Raw genomic sequence first — 15,741 nt, forward strand, 5'->3', positions numbered from 1 at the left:
TCGGCCATGGCCCGGGGGTGCCCAACGGCCCCATTCAACACAACCTCCCGGGGCCCGGGGGGGGGGTTTCAAGTGTATTCCCACTCCCCCCACCGCCCGTTTGTGTTGGGGCCCAACTGATCCCGCCTGTAATGTGATTTATCTTACTCTCGCGCTGGTGACATGGATCATCTGGGGATTTGGCGATAGGCGATGACTATTTGTCGCGTCAATGGGTTGCGGGCCACTTCTACTTGGGATAGCCTCGAGTTGGAAGTTGATAATTCAAGTCGTTGAGCTTTCAGGCTCGGCACTTCAATCAAAACAGCTGTCTGTCGTTTGTATGCATGTTTACAACGAGAGTTGTGGTGGGGGCGATAGTACATCGACGATATCCTCACGGGGTTAATTGTCGGATTGATCAAGAGTGAGTCCGGTCGAATTACCTATTTCCTTGTCTAACTGGAGTGTCCGGCGCGCGGAGTTCGTGTCCGGCCTTATTGATTCAGCGAGAGTTCTATAGGCATATCTCCGTACTCCTCTCGATCGGAAAACGGCAGATATGCCTCTCTGAGTGGTTTCGGTTCGAGTTTTATGGGTGGGGTATATGCTTTCGAATCATATTGCCGAACGCAGCGGGGAGCTACGTTCTCTGACAACAGCATTGGCTGGGGTTTCCAACGGCAGGGGCGGCGAGCTGGTGGTTGTCTCCGGTGCCGGTGGAATAGGAAAGTCGACACTTCTCCAGGAGTTCAGTAGGCAGATACCGAGCGAGATCGATTTCTTATCGGCGACATGTTCTCTCGATGAACAACCGCTGCAATTCGGCGTGATCGGGCAGCTTATGCAGAGTTCGCCGTCGGATGCGCGGTCGGATCGATGGGGGTCGGTACTCGAAGTATTGTCTGAAATACGGCATAGTGATGATCCGGAAAATGTCTCTAATTCCGCTGTAATTAGATTGGGCGGCGCTTTCGCGGAAGTAATGCGAGAGCGAACAGTTGTTGTCTCGATTGATGACAGTCACTTCGGGGACCAGGCTTCCCTGCGAATCCTTTCATACCTGCTCCGGCGAATGGCCGTATTGCGTGCGCTGATCGTTGTGGCAAATCCGCTGGCTTCGTCGCTTCTGCAGTCGCCATTCCAATCCGACCTGATGCGCCATCCCAATGTTTCCCGTATCCGACTCGGTCCGCTGACTCGGGAAGGGGTTGCTCAAACAATTGCCGGTTATGTCGGTGATGTCCGATCGAAAACTATCTCGGATGAGGCCTACGCGGTTACCGGTGGTAGTCCACTCCTGGTCAGGGAGCTTGTGGAGGAGTTCTGCCGACATATCGAGGCCGAAGAAGGGGAACGCGGTGTTCGTGCCGACGGCATCTCCGGATTCGTGGCGGGCGGTGTACTGGGAGGGGCGGTATTGGCGTGTCTCCACGGCGGTACAGACCATGTCAAGGTGACCTGCGGGCTCGCTGTCCTCGGTGAAGACGCAACCCCTGAGCGGGTGGCGAGGCTGACCGGTATCCCGACGTACATGGCGGACGAGACGATCCAGCGCTTGACGGAATCAGGGCTGGTGGTGGGCGCGCGTTTTCGGAGTCCACTGCTGGCCGGGTCTGTCATCGAGCAGATGCCCGCGAAGCAACGGCTCCACTCGCACCAGGGAGCGGCGTGGTTGCTGTATGACGAGGGTCAGCCCTCCATCAAGATCGCCCGCCATCTCGTCGCTGCCGGTACGGCTGTTGAGCCATGGGCTTTTCAGGTACTGAGGGACGCCGCGATCCAGGCGGTACAGGCTGATGACATGGAGTTCGCACGCGCAACCCTGCACCTCGCCGGAACCGCGTGCACGGCGGAGCGGGACCGCAACGCAATCCGGCTGACCCGGGTCGTCGTCGCGAGCTGGCAGGATCCGGCGGCCACTGTGCGCTGGCTCGATCCACTGGTTGCCGCGTTCAAAGAAGGGCATCTGCCTGGCGCGGATGCGCTGCAGTTGATGCACAACCTCACCTGGCACGGACGACTCGACGATGCCGCTGCGAGTTTGGGGGTGCTTGCCGCAACCCTCGACCCCGGTGATTGGCGTGCCGCCGCGGCGATGCGCTCGTATCGGGCGTGGGCCGAATTCGTCAGTCCTGCACTGGTCGATTCGGAGGCGGGTAGAAAGCTGTTCGCATCCCAGTCCGGATCATCGCTGGTTCTGCTCGACAGGCAGACCAGGGCCACGGAACTGCTGCTGACTGTGCTCAGAAGCGGTGCGCAGGAACAAACGATCGCCATCGCCGAGGAGATCATCGAAGGATGCTCCTTCGATGCCGAATTCGTAGAGACCTCCTGTAGCGCCCTCCTAGCGCTTGTGTATGCGGGCAGGCTGGATATCGCACAGAGCCGCTGCGATTCTCTACTCGATATGGTTGCGGCCCGGCGCGCCTCCAGCTGGGAGGCGTTCTTGATCTGTATTCGGGCGTTGATCGCCGGATATCAAGGTGATCCGATAGCTGCGGAACGTAATGCGCGCGAGGCCCTCGATCGTCTATCGGGAAACGGCTGGGGTATCGGAATCGGTGAGGTTCTGGCGATCCTTATTTCGGCCAATACGGCGATGGGGAAGACCGACATGGCGGCCAGGTGGCTGAGCCATCCCGTGCCCGATACACTTTTCCAGACATTCTTCGGTATTAAATACCTGCATGCCAGGGGTGAATATCATCTCGCCGTCGGCCGCGCCGATGCCGCACTGGCGGATTTCCTGGCTTGCGGTGATCTGATGGTCCGCTGGGGCATCGACATGCCTGCGTGTGTGCCCTGGAGGGCTTCAGCCGCTCGGGCCTGTCTCGCGCTCGGTGATGCTGCCGGAGCACGCAGTTACCTCGATGAGCAGAGCTGTCGACCGGGTGCGAACGTGCCCTGGGTTCGCGCGGTCTCCTTGCGTGTCGCCGCCACCACCCGGCCGCTGCGTGACCGGCCTGCGTTGCTGCAGGAGGCGCTTGTGCAGCTCTCCGGTGCGGAACACAAGATCGAGACGATTCGGGTGCTGACCGACCTGAGTCAGGTCTTTCGCGAGCTCGGCTTGTCGGGGCGGGCCAGATCCACGGTGTGGAAGGCATGGAAGGCTGCCCAAGCCTCTGGTCTCGAAGCGCTCTGCAGTAAGCAGTTGCCGTCCGACTTGACAGCACATCTGCATGTTGTCGAGGATGCCGAATCCGACGAGATCGTCACCCTGACCGATTCGGAAATGGCGGTCGCACGATTGGCTGCATTGGAGCACACAAATCGCGAAATCGGCAGAAAGATGAACATCACCGTAAGCACTGTCGAACAGCATCTCACCCGCGTCTACCGAAAACTCGGCGTCAATGGGCGTAAGGAGATCGGCCTAGTTCTCCGGATGTATCCGGCCGACAGCGCTTAATTCGCCGATATCATTGGTTATCTGTGGATCCGCTCCCCGCGCCGTATGGTGCGGGGAGCGGATCCATTTCAATAGCGCGCTTCGGCCGTGTTCTGTGACAGGGGCCTGTTAGGGGTTGGGCTTAGGGGTGTTTCGGGCCTATCTTTCGAATATTCACGGTTTGTTGGAGCTGTGTCTCGTCGAAATACACAGTGCCGGTAGTAATGAAAAGGGGCCTCCGTGGCGGACGAAGCGAAGCTTGTCGAATACCTCCGCCGGATGACGGCGGATCTACGGCAGGCCAATCGCCGTATCGAGGACATGGAAGCGAGCGAGCACGAGCCCATCGCGATCGTCGGCATGTCCTGCCGGTTCCCCGGTGGCGCCGACTCCCCTGCGCGACTGTGGGATCTGACGACCCGAGGCGAAGACGCGGTCACCGAGTTCCCCACCGACCGCGGCTGGGACGTGGCGACCCTGTTCGACCCGGACTCCGGCCGCCCGGGCACCTCGTCCACGAACCTGGGTGCGTTTCTGCACGACGCCGGTGACTTCGACCCCGCGCTGTTCGGGATCTCGCCCCGTGAGGCCCTGGCGATGGATCCGCAGCAGCGGTTGTTGCTGGAGCTGTCCTGGGAGGTTTTCGAACGAGCGGGCCTGGACCCGATGTCATTGCGCGGCAGCAAGACTGGAGTCTTCGCCGGTCTGATGTACCACGACTACGCGTCGAAGACGGCACTGCCTGCCGAACTCGAAGGTCATTTCGCGACCGCTGTCGCGGGCAGTGTGGCGTCGGGGCGGGTCTCGTACACGTTCGGGCTGGAAGGGCCCGCTGTGACGATCGATACGGCGTGTTCGTCCTCGCTCGTGGCCATGCATCTCGCCATGCGTTCGCTGCGGTCGGGCGAATGTTCGATGGCCCTCGCGGGCGGGGTCACGGTGATGGCGACACCGGCGGCATTCGTCACCATGTCCCGGCAAGGCGGCGGCTCCTCCGACGGCCGGTGCAAATCGTTTTCCGCGGCGGCCGATGGCACCGGCTGGGGTGAGGGAGCGGGTCTGCTGCTGTTGGAGCGGCTCTCCGATGCCGAGCGCAACGGTCACCAGGTGCTGGCGGTCATCCGGGGTTCGGCGGTGAATCAGGACGGCGCGTCCAATGGCTTGACGGCGCCGAACGGTCCGTCTCAGCAGCGGGTTGTTCGCCAGGCGCTGGAGGACGCGGGTGTGACAACCGCTGATGTGGATGTGGTCGAGGCACACGGTACCGGCACCGTGCTGGGTGACCCGATCGAGGCACAGGCGCTGCTGGCGACCTATGGTCAGGGCAGGCCCACCGGACAGCCGCTGCTGCTGGGGTCGATCAAGTCGAACATCGCGCACACACAGGCCGCGTCGGGTGTCGCCGGCGTGATCAAGATGGTCGAGGCGATGCGGCGCGGGATCGTGCCCGCCACCCTGCATGTGGACGAGCCGAGCCCGAAGGTTGATTGGTCATCCGGTGCGGTCGAGCTCGTCACGGAGGAATGCCCGTGGCCGAATGCGGGTCGGGTGCGCCGAGCCGCAGTGTCGTCATTCGGGGTGTCCGGTACGAACGCGCACGTCATCCTGGAACAGGCGCCGCCGGAATCCGATCGCTTCACCACCGCGGATCTGCCTGCGGAATCCCCGCATGTCTGGGTGCTGTCGTCCCGAACCGCGGCCGGATTGCGTGCGCAGGCCCACCGGCTGCGTGAATACATCACTGCGAACCCGGATCTCGCGCCGGCGGATGTCGGCGCGGCGTTGGTGACGGGCCGCGCGGCACTCGAACATCGCGGGGCAGTGCTGGGCTCCCACCGTGACGAGTTCGTGCGGGGGCTCGAGGCTCTGGCCGCGGGAGAGTCGGCGCCGGGTGTCGTAGTCGGCGAGGTGCTCGAGGGCCCGACGGTGTTCGTGTTCCCGGGGCAGGGCGCGCAGTGGGTGGGGATGGGCCGCGACCTGCTGGAAACCGATGCTGTCTTCGCCGCCAGGATGCGTGAGTGCGCGGTGGTGATGGACCCGGCGACCGACTGGTCGTTGCTCGATGTGGTGGCAGGACAGCACGACAGCTTGCTGGAGCGGGTCGATGTCGTCCAGCCGGTGTCGTTCGCGATCATGGTGTCGCTGGCGGCGGTGTGGGAGTCCCGTGGTGTCACACCACACATGGTGGTCGGCCACTCGCAGGGCGAGATCGCGGCGGCCTGCGTGGCGGGCGCACTGACTCTCGAAAACGCGGTCGACGTCGTGGTCCGGCGCAGCCGAGTGATCGCCCATCGGCTGGCGGGCCATGGCGGGATGGTGTCGCTGGCGTTGCCCGAGGGCGAGGTGGGTGCGCTGATCGCCCCGTTCGGGGACCAGGTTTCGATCGCCGCCGAGAACGGCCCCACGGCCACGGTGATTTCGGGAAACAGCACCGTTCTCGACGAGATCGTGGCCGAATGCCGTGATCGCGGGGTGCGTGTGCGGGTCATCGACGTGGATTACGCGTCGCATTCGGCACAGGTCGACTCGATCGCCCCGGAACTGCTGGACGCGCTGACCGACCTCACTCCACAGTCTGGCCGGATCCCGCTCTACTCGACCGTGCGAGGCCGGGTAGTCGATGGTGCCGACCTGGACGCGGCGTACTGGGTGGAGAACCTGCGTGAGCCGGTGCGGCTCCGGTCGGCGATCGAGACTCTCCTGGCCGCCGAGCACCGGACCTTCATCGAGGTGAGTACTCACCCGGTCCTGGTGCCCGCGATCGAGCAGATGATCGATGGCGCCGAGACGACCGCGGTGGCGCTGGGGACACTGCGGCGCGACGAGGACGGTCCCCGACGGCTGCTGGAGTCGTTGGCACAGGCTTGGGCCGGTGGATCGGCGGTGGATTGGCTGCCGAGCTTCGAGAAGCGGCCGGGGGCGCGAGTCGACCTGCCGACCTACGCGTTCGAACATCAGCGGTTCTGGCTCGAAATGGCAGCGGGCGCGGGTGATGTCGCATCCGTCGGTCTCCGTTCGGCAGAGCATCCGATGCTGGGCGCCGCGGTGGTGCTGGCCGATTCGGGGGGACTGCTGTTCACCGGTCGGCTGTCGGTGGCGACGCATCCCTGGCTCGCGGACCATGCTGTGGCCGGCAGCATACTGGTGCCGGGAACCGGGCTGGTCGAACTGGCATGGCGCGCGGGCGATCAGCTCGGTTGCGGCGAGATCGAGGAGCTCACGCTCGAAGTACCGCTGATCATCCCGCGCGACGGCGGCGTCGCGGTGCAGTTGGAGGTCGCCGCGGCGGATGCTTCTGGACGGCGTGAGTTCTCGGTTCACTCGCAGCCACCGAACGGCGACGACGAGTCCTGGGTGCGGAACGCGACAGGGGTTCTAGGGGTCGGGGGAGTAGGTGTCGGGGCGGCCGAATTGACCGAATGGCCGCCTGCGGGCGCGGTCCAGGTCGACGTGACGGACCTGTACGAGCGCACTGCCGCGGCGGGTTTCGACTACGGTGCCGCATTTCAGGGACTGCGCGCGGCGTGGCTGCGGGACGGCGAGGTGTTCGCCGAGGTCGCCCTGCCCGAGCATGTCGCCGCGGATGCCGATCGGTTCGGCATGCACCCGGCGCTGCTGGACTCGGCGCTGCACGCGTCGTCGCTACTGCCCGCCTGGGCTTCCGCGAGCGAGGGCAGGCTCCCGTTCTCGTGGCGGGCGGTGACGCTGCACGCGACCGGTGCGACCACGCTGAAGGTCCGCCTGCGGGCAATCGGCGCAGACGCGATTTCGGTACTGGCGTGTGACGGCGCCGGTCGGCCGGTGGTGATCGCCGAGTCGCTCGCGGTCCGCGCGATCAGCGCCGCGGGTCTGTCGGGTCGGGGCACGTCGGCCTCGCTGTACCGGCTGGGCTGGCAGGCCGTCGCAACCGTGCCGGAGGCACTGCCGACCGTACCGGTCTTGCTCGGCGACAGTAGTGTCGAACAGGCAGGGCACCTGACGTTTCCGGACCTGCCCGCGCTCGCGGCGGCGATCGAGGACGGCCTCGAATTGCCCGCTGTGGTCATCGCGGCCGTGCCGGAAGACACCGGCGACGACCTGGTCGATGGTGTCCACCGGGCCGCGCACGACGTGCTGGAATTGTTGCGGGCCTGGCTGATCGACGACCGTTTCGCCGACACAGTCCTGATCCTGGTGACCAACGGCGGGGTCGCGGTCGCCGCGGACGAGAGCCCCACTCGGTTGGCGCATGCCGCGGTCTGGGGTCTGGTGCGGTCCGCACAGTCCGAACATCCCGACCGGATCGCAGTGCTCGATGTCGACGGAGGCCCCGCTGCGGGCATCGTCTGGGCCGGGGCCGCCATCGCGCAATCGCAGGCGGCGGTACGCGGCGATACGATGTGGACCCCGCGGCTCGAGCACATTTCCGGCGAGAAAACGTCGGGCCGAACCGATTTCGGATCCGGCGCGGTGCTGGTCACCGGTGCGAGCGGTGCCCTCGGCGGACTCGTGGCCCGGCACCTGGTTGCCGAGCACGGGGTGGGTCACCTGGTGCTGGCCAGTCGCAGCGGCGCGACAGCGGACTTGTGCGCCGAACTGGTCGATCTCGGCGTGACGGCGACATCGGTGGCCTGCGATGTGGCCGACCGCGAGGCGGTGGCCGCCATGGTCGCCGCGATTGCCGCGGAGCGTCCGCTGACGGCAGTGGTCCATGCTGCCGGCGTCATCGACGACAGCACGCTGATGTCCCTCACGGCCGATCGGATCGACCGGGTATTCCGGCCCAAAGTGGATGCCGCGCTCGCGTTGCACGAGGCGACCCGGGATCAGCCGATCTCGGCTTTCGTCATGTTCTCCTCCGCCGCCGGAATTCTCGGCAGCCCCGGGCAGGCGAACTACGCAGCATCGAACGCCTTCCTCGACGCGTTCGCACAATGGCGGCGCGGAACAGGCCTGCCCGCGGCCACCCTGGCCTGGGGCATGTGGGCACAGACGAGCGGAATGACCGATCAGCTGGCCGACGCCGATCGGGAGCGCGGCGAGCGCAGCGGAGTGGTGCCACTGTCGAATGCCGAGGGCCTGGCTCTGTTCGACGCCGCTCTCGCGGGCGAGGATGCCGTCGCGGTCCCGATCGGTCTCGACCTGTCGCGGTTGCGTGCCCGGGTCGCTGGGACCGGCTGGGTTCCGCCAGTCCTGCGCGGGCTGGTACGAACCGTGGTGCGGCGTAGCGTGGCCGCAGGCTCCGGTACCTCCGCCGATCGTCTGGCCGGGTTGCCCGAGCGCGAACGTGCCAGGGCGCTGCTGGACATCGTCAGTGCGCAGGTCGCCGTGATCCTGGGCTACACCTCGGCGCGTGTGCTCGAACCGCGCCGAACGTTCCTCGAGCTGGGCTTCGACTCGCTCACCGCGATCGAGCTGCGTAACCGGCTCAACGCAGCGACCGGGCTGCGGCTGCCCGCGACGCTCATCTTCGACTACCCCAACACCGAAACGCTGGTCGGGCATCTGAAGGCCGAGCTGGCCGGGACCGACGACAGCGCCACGCAGCGGTCCTCGGCCGTGGTGGCCGACCACGACGACCCCATCGTGATCGTGGCGGTCTCCTGCCGGTATCCGGGCGGCATCAGCGACGCCGAGGGACTGTGGCGAGTTGTCGCCGAAGGCGCCGATGTGATCTCCGACTTCCCGACCGACAGGGGCTGGGATCTCGAAGCGCTGTTCGACACCGACTCCGGCCGTTCCGATACCAGTTATGTCCAGGTGGGCGGATTCCTCTACGACGTGGCGGATTTCGATGCCGATGTCTTCGGCATCTCGCCACGTGAGGCACTGGCGATGGACCCGCAGCAGCGTTTGCTTCTCGAGACGTCATGGGAGTTGTTCGAACGGGCTGGAATCGACCCGTTGTCGTTGCGGGGCAGCCGGACCGGCGTCTTCGCGGGTGTGATGAACCACGACTACGCGCTCGGCCTCACCGATGTATCCGAGGACCTGGTCGGATACATCGGGATGGGCACCTCCGGTGGCGTGGCGACCGGGCGCATCGCCTACACCTTCGGCCTGGAAGGGCCTGCGGTGACGGTGGATACGGCATGTTCGTCCTCTCTGGTCGCACTACACCTGGCGGTGCAGGCGCTGCGCAGCGGAGACTGCACACTCGCGGTGGCGGGCGGTGTCGCGACCATGTCGACGCCGACATCGTTCATCGAGTTCAGCAGGCAGCGGGGCCTGGCACCGGATGGTCGGTGCAAGTCCTTCGCCGCCGCCGCGGACGGCGCCAGCTGGTCCGAAGGGGTGGGGCTCGTTCTGGTGGAACGGCTTTCGGACGCACGGCGCAACGGGCATCCGGTTCTGGCGGTGGTACGAGGTTCTGCGATCAATCAGGACGGCGCGTCGAACGGGCTCAGCGCGCCCAACGGTCCGGCGCAACAGCGGGTGATCCGCCATGCTCTGCAGACAGCTGGGCTCGACACCGCCGATGTCGACGTGGTGGAAGCGCACGGCACCGGCACGGTCCTCGGTGATCCGATCGAGGCGCAGGCTCTGATCGCGACCTACGGGCAGGGCAGGGATGCCGAGCGTCCGCTGATCCTGGGATCGATCAAGTCGAATATCGGGCACACGCAGGCAGCTGCGGGGGTGGCGGGCATCATCAAGATGATCGAGGCGATGCGCCACGGTGTGGTGCCCGAGACGCTGCACATCGATGCGCCCAGTCCACACGTCGACTGGGCGGCGGGAGCCGTCGAGTTGGCGACCGCGGCCGTGCCGTGGCCGGTCACCGATCGTCCGAGACGGGCGGGTGTGTCCTCCTTCGGCGTCACCGGCACCAACGCGCACGTCATCATCGAACAGCCGCCACATGCGGTCGAGCCGAGGCCGACCGTCGATCCGATCGACATGCCACTGCCGTTCGTCCTGTCGGGCCGAAACCCCGAGGCGCTGTCGGCGCAATCCGCCAGGCTCGCCGCCTATCTCGACCACACCGACGATGTCGCGCTGACCGAGGTGGCCTGGACCCTGCTGCGCGGGCGCGCGGCACTGGACCAACGCGCGGTTGTTCTGGCGCGCGACACGGCGGAGCTGGTGCGCGGTCTTACCGCGATCGTGGACGGCGACCCCGGGGCGATCGCGGGATCGGCGCACAGCCAGGCCGTGCTCGGAATCCTGTTCAGCGGACAGGGGTCACAGCGTGCGGGCATGGGCCGGGACCTGTACCAGGCGTTCCCGGTGTTCGCCGCCCTGTTCGACGAGGCGTGCACGCACCTCGATCCGCTGCTCGAAACGTCGTTGCGCGACATCGTGTTCGACACCGAGCATCCGGAAACCTTGAACCGCACGGAATTCGCGCAACCAGCCTTGTTCGCGATCGGATACGCGCTGTTCGGGCTGGTCGAATCCTTCGGCCTCGCACCGGATGTCGTGATGGGTCATTCGGTCGGTGAGATCACCGCGGTATGTGTCGCGGGAGGACTCTCTGTCGCGGACGCGAGCCGCCTGGTGGTCGCGCGCGGCCGTTTGATGCAGGCGCTGCCCGCGGGCGGCGCGATGGCGGCGATTCAGGCGACCGAAGCCGAGGTGGTCCCGCTGCTGTCCGATTCGACAGCTGTCGCCGCCGTGAACGGTCCCGCCGCCCTGGTTGTCTCGGGCAGCGAGGCGCGGGTCGACGAGATCGTCGCGCACTTCGCCGCGCTCGGGCGCAAGACACGCGCTTTGCGGGTATCGCACGCGTTCCATTCCCCGCTGATGGATCCGATGCTGGACGAGTTCGCCGCGGTGTGTGCCGAGGTCGAATTCTCCGCCGCGAAGGTGCCGGTGATCTCGAATGTGACCGGCGAAGCGATCTCGCTCGACGAGTTCGGCGTTCCCGCGTACTGGGTGCGGCATGCGCGGGCGGCGGTCCGCTTCGCCGACGGCGTGGACTCGCTCGTCCGGGCGAGCGTGACCGGGCTGCTCGAACTCGGACCCGATAGCACGCTGACTGCGCTGGCGCAGGCGGTCGCCCCCTCCGACATCTGCGTGGTACCGGCCATGCGCGCCGGCCGCTCCGAGGCCGAGTCCTTCGTCGATGCGCTGGCGCGCTTGCAGACCCGGGGGTTCCCGACGGACTGGGCGGCCGTACTGCCGGGCGATCCGCGCCAACGCGCCGACCTGCCCACCTATGGGTTCCAGCGACGCCGATTCTGGCCGAAGCGGTCGCGGACCGCGGTGGGGATGACGAGCACCGGCCATCCCGTGCTCGGGGCGGTCGTCACCCTGGCAGATTCCGACGGCCTGCTCATGACCGGCAGCCTCGATCCGGCCGTGGTGCCCTGGATCGCCGAGCACCGTGTACTCGACGACTCGTTCGTGCCCGGTTCGCTGTTCGTCGAGCTGGCGTTGCAGGCGGCGGATCAGGTCGGTTCCGATTACGTCGAGGAGCTGACCATCCAGGCACCGCTGGAGCTGCCAGGCTCCGGCCCGGTCGAGCTGCAGGTCGTGGTGGGTCCGCCGGACTCCGAAGGCCGTCGCTCGTTCACGATCCATTCCCGGGCGGCAGCGGATTCGACATGGGCGCAGCATGTTTCCGGCACACTCGCCGATGGCGTGATGGGGCCGGGTTTCGCCGAGGAGGATTGGCCGCCCAGCGGCGCCACCGCCGTCGACGTCACCGACTTCTACAACCGGGTCGCCGACCGTGGACTCGAATACGGTCCGTCGTTCCGGGGACTGCGGGCGGCATGGCGGCGCGGCGACGATCTGTTCGCCGAGGTCGCGTTGCCCGTGGAAGAAGTCTCCGATCTCGATCGCTATGCACTGCATCCGGCGCTGCTCGACGCGGCTCTGCACGCACTCGGGCTCACCCCTGGTGACGGCGCGCTCGAGTTGCCGTTCTCGTGGCGCGATGTGCGACTGCACGCCGCACACACAGATCTGCTGCGCGTCCGATTGTCTCCGGTCGGCGACGGCATGGCTGTCGAGGCTGTCGACCGGTCCGGGCGTCGTGTCGTCTCCATCGGCGGACTCGTCACGCGACCGTTCGTGAGTGGCCCGCCCGCGATCGTTCGCGATGCGCTCTTCCGGGTGGAGTGGATCGCCACGAAGCTGCCGGTCCGAGCGGGCGAGGACAGCTTCTCGATGGCGGCCGTCGGCGATGTGCCGGAGCTCCAGGCCCGTCGTTACCTCGACCGCGCGGCGCTGGTCGCCGCGGTCGACGCCGGTGAATCGGCGCCCGATCTGGTAGTGCTGGCGTATCTACCGGATACGTCGGTTACCGATATCGCGTCGGCGGCGCGCGCGCAGACGGCACGAGCCCTCGACGACCTGCAATCACTACTGGCCGACGACCGATTCGCTACGACCAGGATCGCCTTCCTCACGCGTGGCGCGGCGGGCGACCACGACACGGTGGACCTGCGCAATGCCGCGGTGTGGGGTCTGGTCCGTGCGGCCCGGGCCGAGTACCCCGGCCGGCTGCTGCTCGTCGATGTCGACGAGCAGACCGAGTCCGCACTGCCCGCTGCGCTGGCACAGCAGGATGAACCGGAACTGTCCCTGCTGGGCGGTGCGATCCGGGTCCCGCGATTGAAACGTGCTGAGGTTGCGGCCGTCTCACCGGCCGAATGGAACCCGAACGGCAGCGTGCTCCTGACCGGTGCCACCGGTGCCCTCGGTACCGAGATCGCCCGGCACCTGGTGGCCGAACACGGAGTGCGCCACTTGATTCTGGTGAGCCGTGGCGGCGTGTCCGAGGACAGGGTCGCCCAGCTGACCGAACTCGGAGCCGAAGTGGTCGCGGCATCCTGTGACGTCACCGACCGGGACGCGCTCGCCGCGCTGATCGCCGGTATTCCGGCCGACCGTCCGCTGGCCGCGGTCGTTCACGCCGCCGGCGTGCTCGACGACGGCGTGGTGGCCGGCCTTACCCCGAGTCAACTCGACGCGGTGATGCTCCCGAAAGTCGATGCCGCGCTTCATCTACACGAGCTCACCGGCGCCCTCGATCTGGATGCATTCGTGCTGTTCTCTTCGGCCGCAGGCACTTTCGGTGGAGCCGGGCAGGCGAACTACGCTGCCGCCAACGCGTTCCTGAACGCGCTCGCCGCCTGGCGACGAGCGCAGGGCTTGCCCGCGTCCGCGCTGGGATGGGGTCCCTGGGAGGGTGACGCCGGAATGGCGGCGACGCTCGACGAAACCCATACCCGGCGCTCGAGGCAGGCCGGTGTCCAGCCGATCTCGGCGACCCTCGGCACGACGCTGTTCGACCTGGCGATGCGAGCCGACGATCCGGCCCCGCTACCGGTGAGGCTCGATTTCACGGTGCTGCGGTCGGATCCGACACCGCTGCTGCGGTCCCTGACCGGCGTCGCATCGCGCCGCGTGTCCCAGTACTCGTCACTGGTGATCGCGGGCGCGCCCCCGGAGGAGCAGCGGCGCCGGGTCGCCGACCTGGTACGGACCCAGGTCGCGGCCGTGCTCGGACACGACGGCGCCGGCGCGATCGATCCGAGTCGCCCCTTCGCCGATCTCGGCTTCGATTCGCTCACCGCGGTCGAACTCCGCAACCGGCTCGGCTCGGTGACCGATCTGCGTCTACCGCCCACACTGGTCTTCGACCATCCCACCCCGAGTGCCCTCGCCGACTTCGTTCTCGACACGCTGCTCGACCGGACCATTGCCGTCGCACCGTCGCGCGCCATCGCCACACCGGTGGACGAGCCGATCGCCATTGTGGCGATGAGCTGCCGCTATCCGGGTGGCGTGCGGTCACCGGAGGACTTGTGGGAGCTGCTTGTCGCCGAGGGTGACGCCATCTCCGAATTCCCGGCCGACCGCGGCTGGGACATCGAAGCGCTGTACGACCCGACCGGCCTACGACCCAACTCCAGCTATACGCGCGAGGGTGGGTTCCTCGACGACGTGGCCGATTTCGATCCGGCACTCTTCGGTATCTCCCCGCGCGAGGCGATCGCGATGGATCCCCAGCAGCGGTTGCTGCTCGAAACCACCTGGGAGGCTTTCGAGCGGGGCGGAATCGACCCGTCGTCCTTGCGTGGCAGTAACACCGGGGTCTTCGCGGGCGTGATGTACGGGGACTACGCCGGCGTGTTCCAGGAGGGATCCGACGAGCTGTCCGGGCACGCGGGCGCAGGCACCGCCGCCAGTGTCGTGTCGGGGCGGGTGGCCTACACCTTCGGGCTGGAAGGCCCGGCGGTGACCGTCGATACCGCGTGCTCGTCGTCGCTGGTCGCTTTGCATCTGGCGGCGCAGGCGCTGCGCAACGGTGAATGCTCGCTCGCTCTCGCCGGTGGTGTCGCCGTGATGTCGACCCCGGCGTCGTTCATCGGATTCAGCAGGCAGCGGGGGCTGGCTCCCGACGGCCGGTGCAAGTCGTTCGCGGGTGGCGCGGACGGCACGAGCTGGTCCGAAGGCGCCGGACTGCTTCTGCTGGAACGGCTTTCGGACGCACAGCGCAACGGGCATCCGGTGCTCGCCGTGGTGCGGGGCACCGCCGTGAACTCCGACGGCGCCTCCAACGGGCTGACCGCGCCGAACGGACCCGCACAGCAGCGCGTCATCCAGCAGGCGCTGGCCAATGCGGGATTGTCCGCCGCAGACGTGGACGCGGTGGAGGCACATGGGACCGGAACCACGCTGGGCGATCCCATCGAGGCACAGGCGTTGCTCGCCACCTATGGTCGGGAACGCACTCGTCCGCTGGCCCTGGGGTCGATCAAGTCGAACATCGGACACACGCAGGCTGCCGCGGGTGTTGCCGGAATCATCAAGATGGTCCAGGCGATGCGCAACGGAATTCATCCCGCGACACTGCATGTGGATGAGCCGACGCCGCATGTCGACTGGTCGGTGGGCGCCGTGGAACTGGTGACCGAGGCGCGCGCCTGGCCCGAGCAAGGCCGGCCGCGCCGAGCCGGAGTGTCGTCGTTCGGATTCAGTGGGACCAACGCGCATGTGGTGCTGGAACAGGGACCACGGACCGAGCCCGGGACGTCTGCCGACTTGCCGATGACGCCACTGCTGCTCGCGGGCAAGACCGCTGCGGCACTACGGGCGCAGTCGCTGCAGATCTTGTCCGTGATCGAGAACGATCAGGACGTGGCCATGACCGACCTGGCCTGGTCACTGGCGACCGGCCGCGCGGCACTGGAGCACCGGGCCGTGGTGACGGGACGGGACCGGGACGATCTGATCGCAGGTTTGCGGCGAGTGGTGACCGGGGAGACCACGGCCATCGTGCCGGAAGGTCGTGTGGCGGTGTTGTTCTCGGGTCAGGGTTCGCAGCGGGTGGGGATGGGTCGCGAGTTGTATGCGGCGTTCCCGGTGTTCGCGTCGGTGTTCGACGAGGTCTGTGCGGTGGTGGATCCGTTGGTGGGTCGGTCGCTGAAGGAGTT

Annotated in this window: 2 protein-coding genes; both read left to right on the forward strand. The window is 66.8% G+C overall.

All coding sequences use genetic code 11. The annotated features are described in order from the left end of the window. The first annotated feature begins 586 nt into the window (after window positions 1–586). Window positions 587–3,391, forward strand: a complete 2,805-nt coding sequence (locus ACFTS5_RS26160; RefSeq protein ID WP_378635786.1) for an AAA family ATPase — start codon at window positions 587–589, stop codon at window positions 3,389–3,391. Between the two features lie 219 nt (window positions 3,392–3,610). After that, window positions 3,611–15,741 (forward strand): SDR family NAD(P)-dependent oxidoreductase (locus tag ACFTS5_RS26165; RefSeq protein ID WP_378635789.1); only part of this gene is annotated, 12,131 nt, incomplete at its 3' end.

Origin of the sequence: Nocardia sp. NPDC056952, assembly GCF_042674185.1 — a bacterium.
In the GTDB taxonomy this organism is placed as follows: Bacteria; Actinomycetota; Actinomycetes; order Mycobacteriales; family Mycobacteriaceae; genus Nocardia.

What these genes read in the sequence shown, in the direction of transcription:
- ACFTS5_RS26160 (WP_378635786.1), top strand. Translation starts at nt 587, where the DNA reads ATGCTTTCGAATCATATTGCCGAACGCAGCGGGGAGCTACGTTCTCTG.